Genomic DNA, 24,159 nt, shown 5'->3' with positions numbered 1-24,159 from the left:
CAAAAGCATACGCGGTCCCAAAATCGCCAAGCCCAAGGAATGGTTGGAGGGAAAGGCTGCGAATGCTCATGTGTCGACCGATCGGGTGCTGAAGGCCCATAAAGGGAAAACACCTTGAAAGGGCTGGCTGTTAGAGCGAAAAGTTGGACAAGTAACACCAGAGCGCCAATCAGAAACAGGTTTAAAGAACTGTAAAAGTTACTATGGCGCGCTCGCCAGACTGGCTAACTCATCGTATTTGCCTCAATACAACTGAACTGCGCTGATCGCCTCCAGCTGAGCTATCATCGCGGTTTTTCGTTGGAGTTCTGATGGCCAAGGCAAAGCGCATGTACGGCTGCACCGAGTGCGGCGCAACTTTTCCCAAGTGGGGTGGCCAATGCGGCGAGTGCGGCGCCTGGAACACGCTGACCGAAACCATGGTGGAAAGCGGTGGTGCAGCGGCCCCTAGCGGTCGTACCGGCTGGACCGGCCAGCAGGCTCAGATCAAGACGCTGGCCGAAGTCAGCGTTGAAGAAATTCCGCGCTTTTCCACAGCGTCCGGTGAACTGGACCGAGTGCTCGGCGGCGGTCTGGTAGACGGATCGGTGGTGCTGATCGGTGGTGACCCGGGCATCGGCAAGTCGACGATCCTCTTGCAGACCTTGTGCAGCCTCGCGGCACGCATGCCGGCGCTGTATGTCACGGGTGAGGAATCCCAGCAGCAAGTGGCCATGCGCGCCCGTCGCCTGGGGTTGCCTCAGGACAAACTGCGGGTGATGACCGAAACCTGCATCGAAACCATCATTGCTACGGCTCGGGTAGAAAAGCCGAAAGTCATGGTGATCGACTCCATTCAGACGATTTTTACCGAGCAACTGCAATCCGCACCGGGTGGTGTGTCCCAGGTGCGCGAAAGTGCGGCGCTGCTGGTGCGTTATGCGAAACAGAGCGGTACTGCGATTTTTCTGGTTGGCCACGTCACTAAAGAGGGCGCACTGGCCGGACCGCGGGTGCTGGAGCACATGGTCGATACCGTGCTGTATTTCGAAGGCGAGTCGGACGGTCGTCTGCGTCTGCTGCGCGCGGTGAAAAACCGCTTCGGCGCAGTCAACGAACTGGGCGTGTTCGGCATGACCGACAAAGGCCTGAAAGAAGTCTCCAACCCTTCGGCGATTTTCCTGACACGTGCTCAGGAAGAAGTGCCGGGCAGTGTGGTGATGGCAACCTGGGAAGGCACGCGGCCAATGCTCGTGGAAGTCCAGGCATTGGTGGACGACAGTCACCTGGCCAACCCGCGTCGGGTGACCCTGGGCCTGGATCAGAATCGGCTGGCTATGCTGTTGGCAGTCCTGCATCGGCACGGCGGCATTCCGACCCATGATCAGGATGTGTTCCTTAACGTGGTGGGCGGGGTCAAAGTGTTGGAAACCGCTTCCGATCTCGCCTTGATGGCGGCGGTGATGTCCAGTCTGCGCAACCGCCCCTTGCCTCATGACCTGCTGGTGTTTGGCGAAGTGGGTTTGTCCGGCGAGGTACGGCCGGTGCCCAGCGGTCAGGAGCGTCTCAAAGAAGCCGCCAAACACGGCTTTAAGCGGGCCATCGTACCCAAGGGCAATGCGCCGAAAGAGGCGCCGCCAGGGTTACAGATTATTGCCGTGACACGTCTTGAGCAGGCATTGGACGCGTTGTTCGAATAAACACGACCGTAGGAGGGGAGCGCGAAGTCACCACGGGGCTCGCGGTCACCATGATCAAACGTCGATCAGCGCTCCCAGCTCCCGCTCCAACTCGTTTTCATCCCCCAGATTCAGCTCGATCAGCCGTCGCAGGTGTTCGATCGATTCCAGGTCGATATCCAGGCAGACGAAGCCAAGCTGGCCGTAATCCTTGTGGCTCAACTTCACGTCCATTCTGACGTCGATATCGTCGCTCAAATGAATGTCGACTGCGAAAGGCTGTGTCTCGTCACCCTGCCAGGGCTCGGGGCGCTGAATCAGCAGACCTTTGAGTGATAGATCAATCAACTGCACCGGCCAACGATTTTGCCCCTGGCTGATTTCGGTTTTGGCGTCGAAGGCAATACGTTTGAAGCGGCGGCGATCTGCAGGGTGGTCGCTCATGGCGCAGTCCTCTTGATGTTCGCTGACTATAGACCCGCATCTGTGAGAACCGCCACCGGTGCTGCGTACCCTCGACCAATGTCGGGGTATGGCCTTTGGTGTAATCGGGGCTAAACTCGGGGTGGCTTTATCTCAAGTCCACTGGCTGGAATAAAAAAGATGAAAAACAATAATAGCCTGCTACGCCACTTACCCTGGCTACTGCTGGCAATCGTAGGAGCGTGCGCCCTGGGCGTAGTGGCCTTGCGCCGCGGCGAGGCGATCAACGCCTTGTGGATTGTGGTCGCTGCAGTGGCCATTTACCTGGTTGCTTATCGTTACTACAGCCTGTTCATCGCCAACAATGTGATGCAACTCGATCCACTTCGGGCCACCCCCGCAGTGCTCAACAACGACGGTCTGGACTATGTGCCGACCAACAAACATGTGCTTTTCGGTCACCACTTCGCGGCCATCGCTGGCGCGGGGCCACTGGTCGGTCCGGTGCTGGCCGCGCAGATGGGCTACCTGCCCGGCACGCTCTGGCTGATTGCAGGCGTAGTGCTGGCCGGCGCCGTGCAGGACTTCATGGTCCTGTTCATGTCGACCCGCCGCAACGGCCGTTCCCTGGGTGACATGGTCCGTGAAGAAATGGGCCGTATCCCCGGCACCATCGCGCTGTTTGGCTGCTTCCTGATCATGATCATCATCCTCGCGGTGCTGGCGCTGATCGTGGTCAAGGCCTTGGCCGAGAGCCCGTGGGGCATTTTCACGGTGATGGCGACCATCCCGATCGCGATGTTCATGGGCATTTACATGCGCTACATCCGCCCGGGCCGCATCGGTGAAATCTCCGTGGTCGGGGTACTCCTGCTGCTGGGTTCGATCTGGTTGGGCGGGCAGATTGCCGCTGATCCGGTCTGGGCCAAGGCCTTCACCTTCACTGGACTCCAGATCACCTGGATGCTGATCGGTTACGGTTTCGTGGCCGCGGTACTGCCGGTGTGGCTGATTCTGGCACCGCGCGACTACCTCTCGACCTTCCTCAAGATCGGCACCATCATCGCCTTGGCGATCGGCATCCTGATCACCATGCCCGAGCTGAAAATGCCGGCGCTGACCCAGTTCACCGACGGTACCGGTCCGGTGTGGAAGGGCGGGTTGTTCCCGTTCCTGTTCATCACTATTGCCTGCGGGGCGGTGTCCGGTTTCCACGCGCTGATTGCCTCCGGGACTACCCCCAAGCTGCTGGCCAGCGAAGGCCATGCCCGTTACATCGGTTACGGCGGCATGTTGATGGAGTCCTTCGTGGCCATCATGGCGATGGTGGCGGCCTCGGTGATCGAACCGGGTGTCTACTTCGCGATGAACAGCCCGGCGGCCATCGTCGGCGGCGACGTGGCTTCGGTTGCTCAGATGGTCAGCAGCTGGGGCTTCGCGATTACCCCAGAAGCCCTGCAAGCCGTGGCCAGGGACATTGGTGAAACCACCGTTCTGGCCCGCGCTGGCGGTGCGCCGACCCTGGCGGTCGGTATTGCGCAGATCCTGCACCATGTCCTGCCGGGTGAAAACACCATGGCATTCTGGTACCACTTCGCGATTCTGTTCGAGGCGCTGTTCATCCTGACCGCCGTCGACGCCGGTACCCGTGCCGGGCGTTTCATGCTGCAGGACTTGCTCGGTTCCTTCGTTCCGGCGCTAAGGCGTACTGAATCCTGGACCGCCAACCTGATTGCAACTGCCGGTTGCGTGGCAATGTGGGGTTACCTGCTGTACCAAGGCGTGATCGATCCATTGGGCGGCATCAACACCTTGTGGCCGCTGTTCGGTATCTCCAACCAGATGCTGGCCGGTATTGCGCTGATGCTGGCGACCGTCGTACTGATCAAAATGAAACGCCAGCGCTACGTCTGGGTCACCATGCTGCCTGCCGTGTGGCTGCTGATCTGCACCACCACGGCCGGCTTCATCAAACTGTTCGACGCCAACCCGGCGATCGGTTTCCTGTCCCTGGCCAGGAAGTACAGTGATGCGCTGGCCAACGGTCAGATCCTGGCGCCGGCCAAGGACATCACCCAGATGCAGCACGTGATTTACAACGCCTACACCAACGCGACCCTGACAGCGCTGTTCCTGTTCGTGGTGTTCAGCATCCTGTTCTATGCGCTCAAGGTCGGTATCGCCGCCTGGGGCACCAAAGAACGCACGGATAAAGAATCGCCCTTCCAGGCTCTGCCGGACGCGTAATCGAGGATTGCAGACATGTTCAATGACCTGAGTCGCCTCGGTAAATACCTCGGTCAGGCCGCACGCCTGATGGTCGGCATGCCCGACTACGACAACTACGTCGAGCATATGCACACCAAACACCCGGACAAGCCGGTGATGACCTACGAGGCGTTCTTTCGCGAACGCCAGGAGGCTCGTTACGGCGGCAAGGGTGGTCCCAAGTGCTGTTGATCCGCTAGCGGCGGGTTGTCAGATGTAATGTGGAGCGGGCTTTTGTGGGAGCGAGCAAGCTCGCTCCCACAGAACCGCTCCTATTTTTTTTGTGTATTAAAAGGAGATCCAGTTTGTCCTCTCCCATCCCCGTCACGGTCCTCAGCGGCTTTCTCGGCGCCGGTAAAACCACGCTGTTGCGCCATCTGCTCAAGGCCGAACACGGCTTGAAAATCGCAGTGATTGAAAACGAATTCAGCGACGCCGGTATCGATACTCAGCTGTTGGGTGATGAGCCGGTGCAAGTCATGACGCTGTCCAACGGCTGCGTCTGCTGCACCATCCACACCGACCTGACCAAGGCGCTGTACCTGCTACTGGAGCGCCTGGACAGCGGCGAAATCGCCTTCGACCGGCTGGTGATCGAATGCACCGGGCTGGCCGATCCCGCACCCGTGGCACAGACGTTTTTTATCGATGAAGAACTGCGTGAGCGTTACATCCTCGACGGCATCATCACCCTGGTCGACGCCGCTCATGCCGAGCACCATCTGACCCAGACCATCGCCCAGGCGCAGATCGGCTTTGCCGACCGTTTGCTGGTGAGCAAGCGGGACTTGGTGGATGAGCAAACCTTTACTGCACTCAGCGAACGGCTGACGCGTATCAATCGCCGAGCACCGATCCGCGTGGTCGAACACGGCAAGATCGATCTGGCCGAGTTGCTCGACGTGCGTGGTTTCAATCTCAATGCCGACCTGGGCGGTGGCTTGAACCTGCGACCGGTGAGTAAGGCACCGACCATCGACCGCATCTCCAGCCTGGTGTTGCGCACCGACAAGCCGCTGGATATCGACAAACTCAGCGAGTTCATGAACGAGCTGCTGGAAGATCACGGCAAGCAATTGCTGCGCTACAAAGGCGTGCTGAACATCGTCGACGAGCCACGGCGGATGGTGTTTCAGGGCGTGCTGAAACTCTATGGTTTCGACTGGGATACCGAGTGGGCGAGAGGCGAGGCGCGTGAAAGCGTGATCGTGTTTATTGCCGACGATTTGCCGGAAGAGAAAATTCGCGCGGGGTTTGCGCGGGTTGCGGCTGAATAAGGTCAGGAGTTTTCAGCGTGTTCAAGGCCGTCATCGCGAGCAATCGAGCGTCGACCGGCAATGCGATCGCGGCCAGATCCTAATCCTGAGTTCAGCAGTTTCTCTTCCAGATGATCCAAATGCTCGGTCATCAGGCGAACGGCTGTCACGACGTCGCCGCTCTCCACTGCATCGACAATCGCCGCATGTTCCTGCCAGGCGCAATAGCTGCAGGCCTGCTCTTCATATTGGGCGATCGCCAATGAGGTCAGCGGCACCAGGCTGCCGAGGAACTGCGCCAGCGGCGCATTGCCAGCCATTTCGGCCAATTGCAGGTGGAACTCTCCGGAGAGGCGAATGGCCGTTCCGCGCTGGTCGCGTTCTATGCATTCGCGTTCTGCGGCGATTAACTCGCGCAGGCGTTTGAGTTGCTCAGGGGTGGAATTCTGGCTGGCCAGTTTGACCAACGTGGTTTCGGTGAGACGTCGGGCATGCAGTATCTGTTGGGTGTGTTCTGCATCAGGAGCGGCCACCTGAGGGCGGTGATTGGGGCGCAGGATAATCACCTGTTGATGGGACAAGCGCGCCAGCACATGACGAATGATACTGCGGCTGACGCCGAACACTTGTCCGAGGCTTTCCTCAGTGAAACGGCTGGCCGGGGCGATACGTTGTTCGAGGATGGCATCGAAAATCTGTGGGTAGATATCGTCGACCGAAAGCCTTTTTTTGCCTGGGCGGCACACGGGCAGGGCATAAGGAACTTGTTTCTGTGAGGCGCAGGTAGTCATGGCCTGTCTCCAGTCCGGTTGCCGATACGAAATTTTCTACAGCGTTTAACTGCCCAGATTGTCTTCTGGAATATTCAGCTCTATGCCCATGCGCTGTCCTTCCTGAAGAATGTGCCGCCGCATTTCGGCGCTGGCCAAGGCGCTGTTTTTACTGCGGATGGCGCGTACCACCGCTTCGTTTTCCTGCAGGCGCTCGGCCAGGTGTTCGGGGGAATTGCGCAGCACCTCGGCACTTTGCTTGAGGGCGTTGCTGGTCTGTTGCACCACGCTCTGGAAAATCGGGTTCGAGGTCAGGGTGAACAACTCTTCGTGGAAGGCGATATAGGCATTCACGCCAGCTTCACTGTCGTTGGCCTCCAGGGCTTCACGCATGTCCATCAGGGTCAGGCGCAATTGCCCGACTTCCTTGCTGCTGATGGACTGCGCGACCAGGCCGACGATGAAGGGTTCAAGGGTGTAGCGCAGTTGCAGCACGTCTTCCAGGCTCGCCCCGGCCACCGCTCTGTCGTGGCTTTGGCGGTCGCTGAGATGGGCGTCCAGCACCACCACTCCTTTGCCCGGCATGGAGCGCACCAGCCCGAGAGTTTCCAGAACGATCACCGCTTCGCGCAGGCTTGGGCGACTGATGCCCAGTTGTTCAGCCAGTTCGCGCTGTCCTGGCAACATCTCGCCGCTACGCCACTGGCCGCGAGCGAGTGCGGCGCGCAGCTTTTCTACCACTGAATTTACAACCGTCGACGAGCTGATCACTGTTCGCTCCGTGAGTTTCGGTAAAAGCGCCATTTGCAGGCGCTGATTGTTGTGCCTGAAACGAGCAGGCACAAGGTGCGGTCAAAATTCCTGCTGATGGGCCTGGGGGACAGGTTTTCTAGGCTGGAAGGTATAACCCTGCTGGCCGGAGAGAACTTTGTTTGCCCGTTGAATATCAATGTCCTTTTCCCAGCGGGCGATGGCCACGGTGGCGACGCAGTTACCTATCAGATTGGTCAGCGCCCGGCCGATGCCCATGAACCAGTCCACTGCCAGCACCAATACCAGGCCAACCACCGGAATCGCCGGGATCGCGGTCAAGGTCGCCGCCAGAATCACCAGCGCCGACCCCGGAATCCCGTGAGCGCCTTTGGAGGTGATCAGCGAGACCAGCAAAATGGTCAGCAGGTCCGACATGGCCAACGGCGTGCCGGTGGCATTGGCGATGAACACGATGGCCAGGGTCAGGTAGATCGAGAAACCGTCCAGGTTGAACGAGTAACCGGTGGGGATCACCAGCCCGACGGTTGAACTGCCGATGCCTAGATGTTCAAGCTTGCGCATGATTTGCGGTAGCACGGCATCTGAAGAGGCGGTGCCCAACACAATCAGCAGCTCTTCGCGCAGGTACTTGAGAAACGGCAGCATGCGCAAGCCAGAAAGGCGCATCACCAGGCCGAGGATCAGCATCACGAACGCTGTGCAGGTCAGGTAAAACAGCCCCACCAGACTGCCCAGGTGTTGCAGCGAATCCAGGCCGTATTTGCTGGTGGTGAAGGCGATCGCGCCGAATACGCCGATTGGTGCCAGGCGCACGATCATGCCCATGATGCGGAAGATCACGTGGCTGAGTTCGTTGATCAGTCGCGAGATGCCGGATGCCGCTTCGCCCACCAGGTTCAAGGCGCTGCCGAACAACACCGAAAACACCAGCACTTGCAGGATGTTGTTGTCAGCAAACGCACCGATCACCGACGTCGGGATCAGGTCCATCAAGAATTGAGTGGTGGTGTGCATGTGTTGGCCGCGCTGGGCAATGTCGCCCATGTCTGCGGTGGAGAGCTGATCCAGATGAATATTAGCGCCGCTGCCGATCCCGGTACTGAAGGCGAAAACCAGGCCGATCAACAGCGCGATGGTGGTCAGCACTTCGAAGTAGATCACCGACTTGAGACCGATGCGTCCGACTTTTTTCAGGTCGCCGGCGCCGGAAATGCCGCTGACGACCACGCAGAACACGATCAGGCCGATCAGCATTTTGATCAGCTTGATAAAGCCGTCGCCGAGGGGTTTGAGCTGGGAGGAGTATTCGGGGAGTGTGAGCCCGCAGACGATGCCGAGCACCAATCCGAGGACAACCTGAAGGAAAATCGAACGCGAGCACCATCTGAGCATGGGGAGGATCCTGTTCGGTGTCCTGTCTTACGTGCGCTGTGCGCATCAGATACAGGACTTAATTATTGTGGTCTTACCGGTATGTCCAGTGCGAGTGCAGTTTAGGCTCGATTTTCTGAAGGAATCAAGGGGAAATTGATGTGTTGGCTTTACCGGTCTTACCAGTTGAGCGTAAAGCTGCGACCTTGAACGGTTTCATCAGACGAAAAAAAGCCCGACCATCACTGGCCGGGCTTTTCTTTGCTGCGGTTTACGGGCTGATTAAGCGCCGTATACCGGCAGCTTGGCGCAGATGGCCTTGACCTTCTCGCGAACGGCGTCAATGACGGCGTCGTTGTTCAGGTCCGCCAGGATGTCGCAGATCCAGCCGGCCAGCTCTTTGCACTCAGCCTCTTTGAAGCCACGAGTGGTGACTGCCGGAGTACCGAAGCGCAGGCCAGAGGTGACAAACGGGGAGCGTGGATCGTTCGGTACCGAGTTCTTGTTCACGGTGATGAACGCCTTGCCCAGAGCGGCGTCAGCATCTTTACCGGAGATTTCCTGCTTGATCAGGGACAGCAGGAACAGGTGGTTTTCAGTACCGCCGGAAACCACGTCGAAACCGCGCTCGATGAACACACCGGCCATGGCCTGGGCGTTCTTGACCACTTGTTGCTGGTAGATCTTGAACTCAGGCTGCAGCGCCTCTTTGAAGCAGATGGCCTTGGCCGCGATCACGTGTTCCAGTGGGCCGCCCTGGGCGCCAGGGAAGACTGCGGAGTTCAGCTTCTTCTCGATGTCGGCGTTGGCGCGAGCCAGGATCAGGCCGCCACGTGGACCGCGCAGGGTCTTGTGAGTGGTGGTGGTCACGACGTCAGCGAATGGCACCGGGTTCGGGTAGACGCCAGCGGCGACCAGACCGGCTACGTGAGCCATGTCGACGAACAGGTAGGCACCGACCTTGTCAGCGATCTCGCGAAAGCGCGGGAAGTCGAGGATTTGCGAGTAAGCGGAGAAGCCCGCAACGATCATTTTTGGCTTGTGTTCTACCGCCAAGCGCTCGACTTCGTCGTAGTCGATAAGGCCGTTGCTGTCGATGCCGTACTGTACGGCGTTGTACAGCTTGCCGGAGGAGGAGACGCTGGCACCGTGAGTCAGGTGACCGCCGTGGGCCAGGCTCATGCCCAGAATGGTGTCGCCGGCTTGCAGCAGCGCCAGGTAAACCGCGCTGTTGGCTTGGGAGCCGGCGTGCGGTTGAACGTTGGCGTAATCAGCGCCGAACAGCTCTTTGGCGCGATCGATGGCCAGTTGCTCGACCACGTCGACGAACTCGCAACCACCGTAGTAGCGCTTGCCTGGGTAGCCTTCGGCGTACTTGTTGGTCAGTACCGAGCCTTGAGCTTCCATCACCGCTGGGCTGGTGTAGTTTTCCGAAGCGATCAGCTCGATGTGTTCTTCCTGGCGCTGAGCTTCTTGCTCCATGGCGGCAAAAAGGTCGGCGTCGTACTTGGCAATAGTCAAATCACGGCTGAACATGGCGGTCCTCAAGGATCGGGGGCGGAAAAGGAGGGCATTCTAACTCAATGGGTTTTGTCTGGCATATGAAAGGACATCATGTCGCAGACAAGTGGTGTTCATGAGGGGATTTGCGGTGTCCGGGCGGGCCTCATCGCGAGCAAGCCCGCTCCCACACTGGACCCGGCTCAACCGACAGATTTTCCAACAACACAAATCAAATGTGGGAGCGGCGGTGCGGCGATCCGACTTGCTCGCGATGGCGCCCGCCCGCATCACCACAAAACCTCAATCAAACATAAACAACGCATCATTGCTGAACTGCGCTTCGAAGCGATTAGCCGGCATCGGGCGGCCGAACAGGTAGCCTTGCACCTCGTCACAGCCATGCTCGCGCAGGAAGTCCAGTTGCTCCTGGGTTTCCACGCCTTCGGCGATCACCGCCAGGTTCAGGCTGTGGGCCATGGCAATGATTGCCCGGGCAATCTGCGCGTCCTGTTCGCCGGACGGCAAACCATCAACGAAAGTGCGGTCGATTTTCAGCACATCGATCGGGAACTGCTTGAGGTAGTTCAGCGATGAATAACCGGTGCCAAAGTCATCGACCGCTATGCTCAGGCCGAGGTTTTTCAAGCCGGCGAGTATCTGCATTGCCTCACTGACTTCACGCATCAGAATACTTTCGGTCAGTTCCAGTTCCAGGCAGGCCGGCGGCAAGCCGGTTTCCTTGAGGATGGTCGCGATCCGCGTGCCGAGCTGGCCGTCGGAGAACTGCCGGGCCGAGATGTTCACCGAGACTTTTGGCACCCGCACCTTGGCTTGATGCCAGATCTTGAGCTGACGGCAGGCCTCGCTGATCACCCAGTCGCCAACATCCACCACCAACCCCAGTTCTTCGAGCACCGGAATGAAGTCTCCCGGCGGCACCAGTCCGCGACGCGGGTGACGCCAGCGCAGCAGGGCTTCGGCACCGGTCAGGCGTTTGCCGTCGCCGCTGAATTGCGGTTGGTAGTAGAGAACGAATTCATTTTGCTCAAGGGCATGGCGCAGGTCGCTTTCCAGCTCCAGACGCTCTAGAGCGCTGGCGTTCATATCGGCTTGGTAGAACTGGAAATTGTTCTTGCCGCGTTCTTTGGCGTGGTACATCGCGGTGTCGGCGTTTTTCATCAATTGGCTCAGTTCGTTGCCATCCTGCGGACTCAAGGCAATACCGATACTGGCGGTGACAAAGAACTCCCGGCCTTCGAGCACGAACGGCTTGACCAGGCTGGCGAGGATTTGTTCGGCGACATGAATGGCCCGATTCAGCGCCATTTCACGGCTGGCCCGCGGTTGCAGGAGCAGGGTGAATTCGTCACCGCCCATACGTGCCACGGTGTCGTCATCGTCGACGCAGCCGAGCAGACGTATGGCCATTTCCTTGAGCATGCGATCGCCGGCGGCATGACCGAGGGAGTCGTTGATGGGTTTGAAGCGGTCGAGGTCTAGGAACATCAGCACCACCCAGGACTTCTGCCGCTCGGCCGATTGCAGCGCGGTATGCAGGCGATCCTGGAACAGCGTGCGATTGGGCAGATGGGTCAGGGCGTCGTAATACGCCAGACGGTGGATGCGTTGCTCACTGGCCTTGCGCTCGCTGATGTCGCTAAAGAAGCAGACGTAGCTGGCAAGATCGCCTTCGTCGTCGAGCACCGCAGTGATCCCGACCCAGGCCGGGTAATGTTCACCGTTGCGCCGCTTGAGCCAGACTTCGCCTTCCCAGGTGCTGTGCTGATGAAGCTGTTTGAGCACATAACGCAGATGGGCTTCTTGCTGATCATCGACCGTCAGCATGTTCGGCAACTGATCGAGGACCTGTGCCACCGCATAACCGCTGACACGACTGAAGGCTTCGTTGGCCTGAACGATGTAGCCGGCCGGGTCGGTGATCAGAATCGCCGAGGTCGAGTGCTCGAATACGGTGGCCGCCATGCGCAGGTCTTTTTCCGCGCGGCGTTGTTGGCTGATGTCACGACCGACACCGAGCACGCCCTCGAAGGCACCGTGTTCGTCCCACACCAGGACCAGCCGCAGTTCGATCGGAATCTTGCGTCCGTCGGCCCGCAGGCAGTCGAACAGGAACAGTTGGGTCTGCACCTGGCTGCGCAATTGAGCCAGATGTTCGGGTTTGTCCAGGGCTTTGCTGACCCGTTCCATCAGCGTGTAGATGCCGGTCAGCTGTTGCGGGTTGGCGATGATCGATTGCCAGCCGTTCTGGAAGATCCAGTCGGCGTCATAGCCGAGCACCGCCTGCACCGAAGGGCTGACGTAGTTGAGCGCCAGCTTGCTGTCAGTGGAGAAAATGACATCGCTGATGCTTTCGGCGAGCATGCGGTAGCGCTGCTCACTGTCACGCAGGGATTCGCTGGCTTCGATCTGGTCGGTGATGTCCTTGGCCACGCCGATGATGCGCGTGACTTGATCGTGCCTGTCGCGGGCCAGCGCTTGTTCGCGGATATCGAAACGGCGCCATTGATTGTTGCGATGGCGGAAGCGCAGTTGGCATTGCATGAGCTGCGCGTAGCCGGATTGACGCTGTTCCTGACGCAAGCGGTGATAGTGATCGGCGTCTTCAGGGTGCAGCAGGATTTCCCAAAAATACTCGCCCATCTGATGCAGTTCGGTCTTGTTGTAGCCCAGTGTCTGGCCCAGGTGATGGTTGCTGTAAATCATCCGTTGGCTGATCACATCCTGCACATACAGATGATCAGGCACGGTGCGCACCACATCCGACCAGAAACCTTCACGCTCCAGCAGGGACAATTCGACGAGCTTGCGACTGGTGATATCGCTGATGCTGAGAATTACCGCCTGATAGTCGTGCTGTTCTTCCGGCAGCCGCAGTACCAGCCACAAATGCTGGTCATGGCCTTGGGCGTCCTTGTGCTTGATTTCCAGTTCCAGCTGTTTTTGTTGGTTGATCACGGCCTCGAGCAACTGGTTGCCGATGGCTGTGTTTTCCCGCGGGCTGCCGTCGATCAAGGTTTTCCAGGCCTGCTCGCAGGAGTCGACGTTAAGCAGGCGCAAGGCGACCTGGTTGACTTCGGTGATGCGCAGCTCTTGCAGCAGTTGCTGGCGTTGCTCCGGGTTGTTTTCCAGCCAAAGCCGCAGTTGTTCACTGGTGTGCAGTTCAGCCTTGTGGAAGAACGCCTGGAGACCGGAAAGATCGAGCACACACAAGGCAACGCCTGTGCCTTCGAAAATATCTTGATAACGGCGACGCCCTTCATGCAATTGCCGCTGTCGGCGCCGCATGTTCAGTAGTGCGATCACCGGCACAAGGGAGAAAACCAGCCCCAGCAGGCATTTGCCGATAAAAGCCGGCAACAGATCTTCGATTGCGGCTTGTTCATCAAACAAGCCACGCAGTTGCCAGTCGCTTTTGCTCAGGGGCGCGACCAGGACGCTATTGCTCAAGTCGTCCGGGGTCAATGCATCGGTTTTGGTTGTCGGTAGGCCTACGTCGCGACTGATGATGTGATGACTGAGCTGGTTTTCCACGACCCACATCGGCGGTAACGGTTGAGAGGCCGGCCTGGTCAGGGACTGGAAAAACGTCGGGGCCAGTCGCAACGCCCAATAGCCTTTGATCGCGCCGCTGGATTGGTGCAGCAATAGATGCACTACCGAACCATCGGCGGCGTTGCTATAGAAGTAGCGTTGGGAACGGCTACGTTTGACCAGTTCAGCAAGCCAGGCGTCGTCCTGGCTGTCCGTGGCGCTGTCACTCAGCACTTCACCGGTCGGGCCCAACAATGCCACGCTGCGCAGATCCGGGAGTGACAGTTGTAGTTTTTTCAGCAACGCCTGCTGTTGGTCGGTATTTTGCGGTTGTTCGACGATCGGTAGCAGGTTAAGGGCGATTTGCGCATTCAACGCCATGTTCAGGCTGACGTGATCGGCCAGATCAGCGGTGTAATCGATGGTGTACTGGAGCTGATGCTTTTGGGTTTGCTTGAGCTGATCAAGCAATTGCCAGAATAGTAGGGCGAGCAGCAGCAAGACCAGCGTCGCCAACCCGCCTTTGAGCGTGCCGCGCAGGGGCGAGCCGGGCGCAGGGCTCGCTACGCGCACGGAAAATGGCAGAGTGACATTCGACAAGCTGTGATCCTGCGGTTTGGCTGGATTGACGCGACGTGCACTATAAGCCGGACGCCCGGAGGGCGGATAGCATGCCTTGAGTTGTGGCAAAGTGCCAGCCCCTGCTGGCTGGACTGACAACTCTCATTAAGGTAGCTTTGCCGGTTACGCGGGGCGTTCCAGCTCCTAAACTCAGGTCTTTTCCGCGCGCAGGTATTGATCGCGATCAATCGCTGGCGCTGCGCATGGCCTGGCCCGAGCTCCGCTCGCGCTTTATTCATCAGTCACTGACCCTAGGTTCTCCATGGCTCAATACGTCTTCACCATGCATCGGCTGAGCAAAGTTGTTCCGCCGAAGCGGGAAATCCTGAAAAACATTTCTCTGTCGTTCTTCCCCGGCGCCAAGATCGGCGTGCTCGGCCTCAACGGTTCGGGTAAGTCCACGCTGTTGAAAATCATGGCAGGCGTCGACACCGAGTTCGACGGCGAAGCCCGGCCAATGCCCGAGCTGAACGTCGGCTATCTGCCGCAAGAACCCCTGCTGGATCCGACCAAGACCGTTCGTGAAGTGGTCGAGGAAGCGGTTAGCGTGATCAAGGACGCCCAAGCGCGTCTGGATCAGGTCTACGCCGAATACGCCGACCCGGATGCCGACTTCGACAAGCTGGCCGCCGAACAAGCCAAGCTCGAGGCCATCCTGCAAGCAGGCGACGGTCATAACCTTGATCGTCAACTGGAAGTCGCCGCCGATGCGCTGCGTCTACCGGCCTGGGACGCGAAGATAGAATTCCTGTCCGGTGGCGAAAAGCGTCGTGTGGCCCTGTGCCGTCTGCTGCTGTCTGCTCCAGACATGCTGCTGCTCGACGAACCGACGAACCACCTGGACGCCGATTCCGTGGCCTGGCTGGAGCATTTCCTCCACGACTTCCCGGGCACCGTGGTTGCGATCACGCACGACCGGTACTTCCTGGACAACGTCGCCGGCTGGATTCTCGAACTCGACCGCGGTGCCGGTATTCCTTACGAGGGCAACTATTCGGGTTGGCTGGAAGCCAAGTCCAATCGTCTGGCCCAGGAATCCAAGCAGCAGTCGGCCCACGAAAAGGCCATGAAGGACGAGCTGGAATGGGTGCGCCAAGGCGCCAAGGCCCGTCAGTCGAAATCCAAGGCTCGTCTGCAACGCTTCGAAGAAATGCAATCGCAGGAATTCCAGAAGCGCAGCGAAACCAACGAGATCTACATCCCGGCCGGTCCGCGTCTGGGCGACAAGGTCATCGAATTCAAGAACGTTTCCAAGGGTTATGGCGATCGTGTGCTGATCGACAACCTGTCGTTCTCCATGCCTAAAGGCGCGATCGTCGGCGTGATCGGCGGTAACGGTGCCGGTAAGTCGACGCTGTTCCGCATGCTGATGGGCAAGGAACAACCGGACTCCGGCACTATTGAAGTCGGTGAAACCGTGCAACTGGCTTGCGTGGATCAGAGCCGCGAAGACTTGGACGGCAGCAAATCGGTGTTCCAGGCGGTTTCCGATGGTTCCGATGTGATCCGTATTGGCAACTATGAAATCCCGTCGCGCACCTACGTCGGTCGTTTCAACTTCAAGGGCGGCGATCAGCAGAAGTTCGTCAAGGACCTGTCCGGTGGTGAGCGTGGTCGCTTGCACCTGGCGCTGACCCTGAAAGAGGGCGCCAACGTCCTGCTGCTCGACGAACCGTCCAACGACCTCGACGTCGAAACCTTGCGTTCACTGGAAGAAGCCTTGCTCGACTTCCCGGGCGCCGCCATTGTGATCTCTCACGATCGGTGGTTCCTTGACCGTGTGGCCACCCACATCCTGGCGTACGAAGACGACTCGCAAGCAGTGTTCTTCGAAGGCAACTACACCGAGTACGAAGCCGACCGCAAAAAACGCCTCGGCGAAGCCGCCGCCCAGCCACATCGGGTACGGCACAAAAAGCTGGCCTGATCAGCCATAAAAAATGCCCCGACGAGTCGGGGCATTTTTTTTGCCTTGGCAAACCGGGGTTCACCCGGTCTGCTTTCAGCAGCTGCTGCGGATAACCCTTAATCCGGCAGCTTGTACGCCAGAACATAGTCGCCCTGTTTGGTACCCAACGAGCCGTGACCGCCAGCCACGACCAGCACGTATTGCTTGCCGTCCTTGCCGGTGTAGGTCATCGGTGTGGTTTGGGCGCCTGCTGGCAGACGACCTTCCCACAGCTGCTTGCCGTTTTTTACGTCGTAGGCGCGCAGGTACTGGTCGAGGGTGCCGCTGAGGAAGGCGACGCCACCGGCAGTGGTGAAGGTCCCGCCCAGGCTTGGCACGCCCATGCTCAGAGGGATCGGAACCGGCGCGCTGTCACGCACGGTGCCGTTCTTGTGTTTCCAGATGGTTTTTTGCGTGGTCAAGTCCACTGCGGCCACATAACCCCATGACGGAGCCTGGCAAGGCAAGCCCATCGGCGACAGAAGCGCTTCTAGGATCACGCCATAAGGCGCGCCTTTGTTTGGCTGCACGCCTTGGGTTTCGCTTTTGCGTGGGCCTTGGGCGGCGATTTCCGCAGCCGGGATCAGCTTCGACTTGAACGCCATATAGCTTGGGTTCACGAAGGCGATCTGACGAACCGGGTCGACAGACATACCACCCCAGTCGAACACGCCGAAGTTGCCGGGATAGATGATCGAACCTTGCAGCGATGGCGGAGTGAACGGACCGTCATAGCGCATGGATTTGAAGTCGATCCGGCAGAGCATCTGATCGAATGGCGTCACGCCCCACATGTCGCGCTCTCTGAGGGGCGGCGGCATGAAGTTGAGGGCAGACTTGGGCTGGGTCGGCGACGTGTGATCGCCAGCAACCGCGCCCTGCGGAACCGGTACTTCACTGATCGGAACGATCGGTTTGCCGGTGCTGCGGTCCAGCACGTAAATGCTGCCCTGCTTGGTTGACGCCAGGACTGCCGGTTTCACACCGTCATCGGTTTTCAAGTCCATGAGCGTCGGCTGACCACCGACGTCCATGTCCCACAGGTCATGGTGAGTGAACTGGAAATACCAGCGTACGCGACCGGTGTCGATGTCCAGTGCGGTGAGGCCGGCGCTGTATTTCTCTGATTCAGGGGTACGGTCGCCGCCGAACTGGTCAGGTGTCTGGTTACCCATCGGCAGGTAAAGCATGCCGAGTTTTTCGTCGACGCTGAACATAGACCACATGTTTGGCGAATTGCGGGTGTACGTCTGACCTTCAATAATCGGGGTGGTGTTCTCCGGATTGCCACTGTCCCAGTTCCACACCAGGCGACCGGTGTGCACGTCGAACGCGCGGATCACGCCACTCGGTTCGTCGGTGGAGACGTTGTCGGTCACGTGACCGCCGATGACCACCAGATTCCGGGTCACGGCAGGGGGTGAGGTGGAGTAGTAGCCGCCTGGAGCGAAGGTGCCGATATTGGCGCGCAGGTCGACCTGACCCTTGTCGCCGAAGTCCTCGCACATCTTGCCGGTGTCGGCGTTCAGGGCGATCAGACGAGTGTCGGCGGTTGGCAGGAATATACGACGCGGGCACACGTTGCTGGCAGTCGCAACGGCCGGGGTGGCAGCTGGCGTAGCAGCCGGCTTGGCAACTGGTTTGGTCGTTGGTTTGGCAGCAGGCTTGGCCGGGATTTGCGCGGTGGCAGTGGGAGTGGCAGCGGCGGCGTAAGCGGCGTCATCGTGATACGACACGCCACGGCAGGTCATGTGCGCCCAACCCTTGAAGTTCGCCGCATTCTGCGTGCTCAGCTTCGGATCGAAACGCCAGATTTCCTTGCCAGTGTCCGGGTCCAGCGCAATCACCTGGCTGTGCGGCGTGCAGACGTAGAGCATGCCGTTGGCTTTGAGCGGGGTGTTTTCGGCGGTGGTTTCACCAGGATCGCCAGGGCCCGGGAGGTCACCGGTGCGATAAGTCCAGGCCGGCACCAGTTTGCTGACGTTTTGCGGGGTGATCTGCGCCAGTGGCGAGTACCGGTCACCGTGAGCGCTGCGGCCATAGGAATTCCAGTCACCGTCGGGCATGGCCGGGGCGGTGTTGGTCATGCCGGGAACGGCGTCGCGATCCAGCTGGCCTTTGATTTCACCCGGGTTGGTGAACTGGCTGGCCAGCGCGGCAACACCGGCGATGAACACGGCAGCGCTCAGCGTGCCAGTGCCAATCGGGTTGAACTGACCGCGATGTAACGGGCGGCGAATCCACGGCAGCAGCAGGACGATGCCGATGGCAAAGAACAGCGCCAGACGCGGCACCAATTGCCACCAGTCCAGGCCGACTTCCCACAGTGCCCATACCGTACTGGCGAACAGCACCAATGCGTACAGGCCCAGTGCGGCGCGGCGTGCAGCTATCAGTAACACCCCGGTCACGACCAGGCCGATACCGACCAGCAGGTAATACAGCGAGCCGCCGAGCATGCTCAGCTTGATCCCCCCGGCCAACAAGGCCAGGCCCATTAGCAGAAGCACGATACCGAGCAGGCTCGGCAACCGGCGGCTTCGACTCAAAGCACCATCAGTGCTCATAGTGTGGTTCTCCGTGACGTTAAAGGTATACCCACGCATGTTCACTGTAGATGATGATCAGGCGCGGGCTTGTTTCAGGTAAAACAGGTGGGTTCCGATTGATCAGGGACAAGGCCGTTAGAACGAGCTTTGCACCTTGATCCCGCCAATCAGCGCGTCATCGACCCTATCCACGCCACCGGGGTGACGGATGTACTGCAGGTTCGGGCGTACGGTCAGCCAGTTGGTCAGGTGCACGCCGTAATAGAGTTCGGCGCTGTATTCGGTGTCTTGTGGCGGCAGGTAGGCCGGGTCGTCAAAGTCGAAAACGGCATGGGCCTGATTGATCGCTTGGGCATTCTTGCGGTAGGCCGGGTTGACGTGGACCCGAGCCATGGCGAAACCAATATCGTCTTTGGTCCGCGCATCAAACAGACCCTTGTAGACGACGCCGGCCTGGACGTAGTTGTCGATCGCGTTGGTTTTCTTGTCGTGCATCGTGGCATTGGCGAACACACTCAACCCCCGGGAGTTGTCACTGGCCCGGCTGGTCAGCTGCTGCTGCGCTCCCAGCCAGACGCCGTGCTTGCTCGAACTGCTGCGATAGGCCTCACCGCTCAAGGCGGCGGGCTGGCCGTTGTGGTCTTTGTAAACGTCAGTGGCGTTGGCACTACTGTAGTAGTAACCGGCGCGATATTCCCCTGGCAGGCCGTTGATCTTCGGTGTCCAGACCAGCTCTACCGGCAGGATTGCGCCCTGGGTGCCGCTGCCGCTGAGTTTGAAACCATTGCCGCGATCAAGGTTTGACGGGTTTTGTTCATAAGCACCGACCTGCGCGTAGAGTTCAGGTGTCAGGTGATATTTGACCCGCAGCGCCCATTGGCTGACCGGCCAGTTGTACCAAATGCCGCCGACCCAGTTGCCGACTTGCGAGCCGCAGAACGCCAGGTTCTGGAAGTCGCAGGGGAAGCTGTTGAAGTCTTCGCCTTCACCGAAACGGCCGGCCTTGATGTCGAGTTTCTGGTCGAAGAATTTCTGCTGATACCACATCTGCGTCAGCCGCCAGGTCTGGCCGCGACCCCAGACTTCCTGAGCCGAGGTGAAGCCACCGACCCGTGGATCATTGATCCGGTCGTTGCTGATGTTGTTGCCGTTGCGCTCGGTGACGGTCAGCTGAAACTCGGCATCGTCCCAGCCGAGGATCTTCTGCAGGTCCAGATGGGTGCCGAGGGCGAACTGGTCGCTGTAGCGCGCGGTGCGGTCGTGGTCATAGCCGCCATGCAGATTGGAGCCCATTTCGCCGGTGTAATCGACTTTGAAGTCGTAGCCTTTTTCGGCCAGCTCGGTTCGCGTGCCGTTCCAGTCACCGAGCATCCAGGGGGAATCGCTATCGAAAGCTGGCGCTGCCTGAGTGCAGGTGGCAAGACCAAACGCGGTCAAGCCGCCAATCAGGGTCAGGGCTTTTGGGCCGGTAACAGGGCGTGAGACAGCGCTGTCTTTTGGTTTTTGGACGTCGGGCATGGAGGCAGTCTTGGGTCTTTTTCTGGGAATGGGCAGAAACAGAGGCCGCTCGCGCTCGATTCAACAGTCGTCAAGAACGGCGTGCCGCAAATGTTAAGGGAAGATGAAGCGATTCAGCTTTTAATGCTGAAAGGATAAAGCTCTGCCTTCAAGAGAGAAAGCGCTTTTATTGACATGGATCATTTCGGATTTGGTAATAGTCTGGATGCAGCACGCGATTGTTCTGAACCTGCGCCACAGGGATAAATGTCTGCCTCAGGTTTGTGCTGATCTCTCCTACAGTTAATCAGTACCCGCGCATCCGGTGCTTCCACCCGACGAAGCCCTCGGCTAAGGTGCGCGGCTTCCTTTTCTTTCTTCGCTCAAAGGCCTGGCATGACCGCACCCAATAACAACCCGCTGCACGGCGTGACCCTGGAACAGATCCTCACCGCGCTGGTTGAACACTACGAATGGTCGGGGCTGGCCGAGCGCATTGATATTCGCTGCTTCAAGAGCGATCCGAGCATCAAATCGAGCCTGACCTTCCTGCGCAAAACCCCTTGGGCCCGCGAGAAAGTAGAAGGTTTGTATGTGAAGTTGCAGCGCACCAAACGACCGATCTAAGGAAGCCCGATGCACGCCGAACAGGCTCCTTACTCAGACCGGATGCGCGCTTTTATCGCCGTGGCCGCGCTGCTGGGTTGGTCGGGATTGACCATTCAGATGTACCTGATTCTGGGCATGCGCTGGGCTGTCGAAGCGAGTTTGCTGGGCGGGTTGGTGAGTTTCTTCAGCTTCTTTACCGTGCTTACCAACACGCTGGTGGCAGTGGTGCTGACCTATGAGCTGAACACGCGAGCATCGAAGGGCCGGGATTTCTTTCTGCAGCCATGGGTCAGCAGTGGGATCGCGGTGAGCATTACGGTGGTCTGCCTGGCGTACAGTTTATTGCTGCGACACTTGTGGCAACCGCAAGGTTGGCAGTTTCTGGCAGACGAGTTGTTGCACGACGTCATGCCGGTGCTGTTTCTGCTCTATTGGTGGTTGTGTGTGCCGAAAGGGATGTTGCGCCTGAAGCACATTGGGTTGTGGGTGATCTACCCGCTGGTGTATTTCGCTTACGCCCTGCTGCGCGGGCATTCGCTGGGGCAGTACCAGTACCCATTTATCGATGTAGCCCGGTTGGGTTATCCACAGGTGTTTATCAATGCCAGCGGGATATTGATGGGGTTTGTGCTGGTTTCGCTGGTGTTGGTTGGGTTGGATCGGTGGCTGGGAAGGGCGGACGGGTTTTGAGATGTGTGTCGACCGTGCGACAGCCTTCGCGGGCAAGCCCGCTCCCACAGGTACAGTGGCGTTTCTGTGGGAGCGGGCTTGCCCGCGAAAGCGAAGTTAGAGTTTCGGGGATTCTCAGGCTGGTGTGAAAGTCGCAGTCACTCCTCCTCACCGCCCTCCAACCGCCAATACCCAACCGCTTTCACCGACGCTTCATTGAGTCGATGTTCATCGAGCAGCACCCGGCGAATCTGTCGGGACAGCTTGGTTTCAGTTGCCACCCACGCATACAACTCGCCGGTCGGTATGTGCAGTTGCTGCACGGTGCTCAACACATCCTGCTGACCACCCTCGCGCAGGACCCAAATCACCTCGATCTGCGCAGCGCTTTCCAGCGTTTGCTGTTCGGCAGCGTTTTCCACTTCTACCACCACCAGCGCGCGGCGATTGGCAGCCAGCCCTTCAAGGCGACGGGCGATGGCGGGTAGGGCGGTTTCGTCGCCGATTAGCAGGTAGCTGTCGAAGATGTCCGGCACGACCATCGAACCGCGCGGTCCACCAATGTGCAGGTATTGCCCCGGTTTGGCCTGTTCGGCCCAGGTCGACGCAGGTCCGTCGCCGTGCAGGACGAAGTCGATGTCCAGCTCAAGGGATTCCAGGTCATAGCGCCGTGGCGTGTAGTCGCGCATGGCGGGCATTGGGCCGCCGTCTTTGCCAGCACCGAGCACCAGGGTTTCCAGCGCGGCGTGTTCTTCAGCCGTCTGCGGGAATAGCAACTTCACATGGTCATCGGTGCCCAGGCTGACGAACCCTGTCAGCTCCGGTCCACCGAGCGTGATTCGACGCATGCGCGGGGTCAGGTCAACCACCCGCAGCACTTCCAGACGACGACGTTTGATCTCATGGCTGACACGGTGAATCGTTTGCACGTTGACTGCAGTCATTCGGCTTTCTCCGGTGCAGGTTGAACAGCAGGGCCGTCGACGATGGATTTGGCGGTATTGTTCAGCAGATCACGAACCCGCAGGATTTCTTCCGGACTCCAGCGTCCGTGATGCAGTTGCAGCGCATGACGCAGGTTGTGCACGGCTTCGTGGATCTCTGCCGGGCGGTCATGCCCACACAACGAGCGTTTGCTGACGTCGATACGCATGCGCACCCCGTCCAGTGCAATCGCTTGCTCGCTAAGTGAAAGACGACCGGCGTCGGTCACGCTGTAACGTTTTTTTCCGCCTTCGGCGTCGCCAAGAATCAGCTCGCTTTCTTCAAGGAAGGTCAACGTCGGGTAAATCACGCCCGGGCTGGGGCTGTAGGCACCGTCGAACATGCCTTCGATCTGGCGGATAAGGTCATAGCCGTGGCACGGCTGTTCGGCGATTAGGGCCAACAGCAGCAATTTCAAATCGCCAGGGGCGAACACCCGCGGTCCACGGCTGCCGCGTAAACGTCCCGGGCGATTTTCGAAGCCGTCGTGGCCGTCACCGTGCTCGCGATGAGGGTGATGCTCTCTCATTTTCTCGTTCTCCTTTCGGGTTTAGATATAACTTAAGATATATCTTATAAAGAAAGCAAGAGGGGTAAGACCAGCGGTGCAGGGCGAGGGCAACCCCCCCCCGGTGGATGGATTGAGCTGATAAATCGAATTCGATTTTTGTCGGATTGTTAAACAATTTTAAAGTAACAATACTGCGAGCTTTCGTTTCTATTTATAACCGAAATTTAGTATTAGTGCTCTAATAGTCTGTTGTTAGCCTTTGTTTATTGGGTGGGTGGTACTAGTCTTACAGGCGTTACAGAGCGCTAAGGCTGTATGGGGTTTTTAGTTAATCTGTTTGTAGTTAAATGCTTACATCCAGCAATGTCATTTGTTGATTTAACTTGTTTTTTCGCGATGCTTGTACTTCGATCGAGCTACAGGTGCTAGTGAAATGTCCTACTTACTTTTGTTGGGGATTGGTTGAATATGCCTCGGCGTTGAAAGTTCAAGAAAATAGCCATTTTGGTTCTAATAATATGTATTGGCTTTTCAGCGCCTTTCGTTAAATGAAAGGAAGTCCTCGGCTTTTCGAGATTTTAATTGTCCGACTCTTTGACATGACAGGTATTTAACAATGTTCAAAAAAATCGTAATCGCTGCTCCAATGGCTGTTCTGGCGTTGAGCTCTTCCATTGCTTTTGCTGCTGAAAACATGAGCAGCATTATTAATATCAAAGCAACCATCCCAACCAGCGTCTTCCACGCTCAGCCTCGAGATCCGAACTTCGGTAAAGATGAAACGCTGAACTACAATGTCGTCAGCGGTGAACTGAGTTCTCTGCGCGCGGTTTATGATCTTAAGCACAGTGATGCAAAGGGTTCGATCAATGCGTTTATTGAAGGCGGCGCGACGAAAGCGGCTCTGTACAACGGTTCGAATGCAATCCCGCTGACCGTTGCCATGGGTAGCACTGTGTTGGACGGGACGTCTAAAGAAATCGTGAACGCAGCTGATGCTACACCGGGTACGCAGCTGGATATGATCATCACTGCGGCGAAACCTACCGCCACTCAAGTCGGTGACTACACCGGTGACTTTACCGTGGTTTTCGAGCCTAAGCTCGCTATTTGATCTGCTTGTTATTAAATAGGCTCGCCTTATTTAATAACACTAACCGGTCGACTGACCGTTTTTGACAGTCGGCCGGGCTTTA

Annotated in this window: 18 protein-coding genes; 8 read left to right on the top strand and 10 right to left on the bottom strand. The window is 58.4% G+C overall.

Features of this window, described 5'->3' with window-relative positions; all coding sequences use genetic code 11:
- Positions 1 to 311 precede the first annotated feature (311 nt).
- On the top strand, positions 312 to 1,679 hold the full coding sequence (radA, locus tag ACN1C3_RS13625; protein WP_419116331.1) for a DNA repair protein RadA: 1,368 nt from the start codon (positions 312 to 314) through the stop codon (positions 1,677 to 1,679).
- A 54-nt stretch (positions 1,680 to 1,733) separates the two neighbouring features.
- Here radA and ACN1C3_RS13620 read toward each other — a convergent pair whose 3' ends face one another.
- The gene (locus ACN1C3_RS13620) at positions 1,734 to 2,102 is read right to left on the bottom strand and encodes a PilZ domain-containing protein (RefSeq protein ID WP_419116330.1); all 369 of its coding nucleotides are present in this window, start codon (positions 2,100 to 2,102) and stop codon (positions 1,734 to 1,736) included.
- Between the two features lie 159 nt (positions 2,103 to 2,261).
- Between ACN1C3_RS13620 and ACN1C3_RS13615 the strand changes: the two genes are divergently transcribed.
- The 3 genes from ACN1C3_RS13615 to yjiA all read left to right on the top strand — a co-directional run bounded on the left by ACN1C3_RS13615 (position 2,262) and on the right by yjiA (position 5,626).
- Positions 2,262 to 4,328, top strand: a complete 2,067-nt coding sequence (locus ACN1C3_RS13615; protein ID WP_419116329.1) for a carbon starvation CstA family protein — start codon at positions 2,262 to 2,264, stop codon at positions 4,326 to 4,328.
- A 15-nt stretch (positions 4,329 to 4,343) separates the two neighbouring features.
- Positions 4,344 to 4,541, top strand: coding sequence for a YbdD/YjiX family protein (locus tag ACN1C3_RS13610; protein WP_419116328.1), 198 nt, complete (start codon positions 4,344 to 4,346; stop codon positions 4,539 to 4,541).
- Between the two features lie 113 nt (positions 4,542 to 4,654).
- The gene (gene yjiA / locus ACN1C3_RS13605) at positions 4,655 to 5,626 is read left to right on the top strand and encodes a GTPase (protein ID WP_419116327.1); all 972 of its coding nucleotides are present in this window, start codon (positions 4,655 to 4,657) and stop codon (positions 5,624 to 5,626) included.
- A 2-nt stretch (positions 5,627 to 5,628) separates the two neighbouring features.
- Here yjiA and ACN1C3_RS13600 read toward each other — a convergent pair whose 3' ends face one another.
- From ACN1C3_RS13600 to ACN1C3_RS13580, 5 genes are all read right to left on the bottom strand, one after another.
- Entirely contained in the window at positions 5,629 to 6,396 is a 768-nt protein-coding gene (locus ACN1C3_RS13600; RefSeq protein ID WP_419116326.1) for a GntR family transcriptional regulator, read from the bottom strand.
- A 45-nt stretch (positions 6,397 to 6,441) separates the two neighbouring features.
- A complete protein-coding gene (locus ACN1C3_RS13595; RefSeq protein ID WP_419116325.1) occupies positions 6,442 to 7,146 on the bottom strand; it encodes a FadR/GntR family transcriptional regulator in 705 nt (234 codons plus the stop codon).
- An 81-nt stretch (positions 7,147 to 7,227) separates the two neighbouring features.
- Positions 7,228 to 8,541, bottom strand: coding sequence for a C4-dicarboxylate transporter DctA (locus tag ACN1C3_RS13590; RefSeq protein WP_419116324.1), 1,314 nt, complete (start codon positions 8,539 to 8,541; stop codon positions 7,228 to 7,230).
- Between the two features lie 261 nt (positions 8,542 to 8,802).
- Positions 8,803 to 10,056, bottom strand: coding sequence for a serine hydroxymethyltransferase (gene glyA / locus ACN1C3_RS13585; RefSeq protein ID WP_419116323.1), 1,254 nt, complete (start codon positions 10,054 to 10,056; stop codon positions 8,803 to 8,805).
- A gap of 267 nt (positions 10,057 to 10,323) precedes the next feature.
- Positions 10,324 to 14,175, bottom strand: coding sequence for an EAL and GGDEF domain-containing protein (locus tag ACN1C3_RS13580; RefSeq protein WP_419116322.1), 3,852 nt, complete (start codon positions 14,173 to 14,175; stop codon positions 10,324 to 10,326).
- A 283-nt stretch (positions 14,176 to 14,458) separates the two neighbouring features.
- On the opposite strand from ACN1C3_RS13580, the gene ettA reads away from it, so the two are divergent.
- A complete protein-coding gene (ettA, locus tag ACN1C3_RS13575) occupies positions 14,459 to 16,123 on the top strand; it encodes an energy-dependent translational throttle protein EttA (RefSeq protein WP_419116321.1) in 1,665 nt (554 codons plus the stop codon).
- A gap of 98 nt (positions 16,124 to 16,221) precedes the next feature.
- On the opposite strand, the gene ACN1C3_RS13570 is transcribed toward ettA, so the two are convergent.
- Both ACN1C3_RS13570 and ACN1C3_RS13565 read right to left on the bottom strand, forming a co-directional pair.
- Positions 16,222 to 18,711, bottom strand: coding sequence for a glucose/quinate/shikimate family membrane-bound PQQ-dependent dehydrogenase (locus ACN1C3_RS13570; protein WP_419116320.1), 2,490 nt, complete (start codon positions 18,709 to 18,711; stop codon positions 16,222 to 16,224).
- A 117-nt stretch (positions 18,712 to 18,828) separates the two neighbouring features.
- The gene (locus ACN1C3_RS13565) at positions 18,829 to 20,211 is read right to left on the bottom strand and encodes a carbohydrate porin (protein ID WP_419116319.1); all 1,383 of its coding nucleotides are present in this window, start codon (positions 20,209 to 20,211) and stop codon (positions 18,829 to 18,831) included.
- A 375-nt stretch (positions 20,212 to 20,586) separates the two neighbouring features.
- On the opposite strand from ACN1C3_RS13565, the gene ACN1C3_RS13560 reads away from it, so the two are divergent.
- Together ACN1C3_RS13560 and ACN1C3_RS13555 are read left to right on the top strand one after the other, a co-directional pair.
- Positions 20,587 to 20,817, top strand: a complete 231-nt coding sequence (locus ACN1C3_RS13560; protein WP_419116318.1) for a VF530 family DNA-binding protein — start codon at positions 20,587 to 20,589, stop codon at positions 20,815 to 20,817.
- Positions 20,818 to 20,826: 9 nt separating this feature from the next.
- Entirely contained in the window at positions 20,827 to 21,489 is a 663-nt protein-coding gene (locus ACN1C3_RS13555; protein ID WP_419116317.1) for a Pr6Pr family membrane protein, read from the top strand.
- 137 nt (positions 21,490 to 21,626) lie between these two features.
- Here ACN1C3_RS13555 and ACN1C3_RS13550 read toward each other — a convergent pair whose 3' ends face one another.
- Entirely contained in the window at positions 21,627 to 22,412 is a 786-nt protein-coding gene (locus tag ACN1C3_RS13550) for a siderophore-interacting protein (protein ID WP_419116316.1), read from the bottom strand.
- Positions 22,409 to 22,981 carry a PadR family transcriptional regulator gene (locus ACN1C3_RS13545; protein ID WP_419116315.1) on the bottom strand — a complete coding sequence of 191 codons (573 nt, stop codon included), beginning with the start codon at positions 22,979 to 22,981 and terminating at the stop codon, positions 22,409 to 22,411. Before ACN1C3_RS13545 ends, ACN1C3_RS13550 begins: the two co-directional genes overlap by 4 nt.
- Before the next feature lie 598 nt (positions 22,982 to 23,579).
- Here ACN1C3_RS13545 and ACN1C3_RS13540 point away from each other — a divergent pair.
- On the top strand, positions 23,580 to 24,077 hold the full coding sequence (locus ACN1C3_RS13540; protein WP_419116314.1) for a CS1 type fimbrial major subunit: 498 nt from the start codon (positions 23,580 to 23,582) through the stop codon (positions 24,075 to 24,077).
- Positions 24,078 to 24,159 lie beyond the last annotated feature (82 nt).

It is taken from the genome of Pseudomonas sp. H11T01 (assembly GCF_048515765.1).
In the GTDB taxonomy this organism is placed as follows: domain Bacteria; phylum Pseudomonadota; class Gammaproteobacteria; order Pseudomonadales; family Pseudomonadaceae; genus Aquipseudomonas.
The sequence above is the reverse complement of the archived record's forward strand: the minus strand, read 5'-3'. Positions and strand labels throughout refer to the sequence as shown.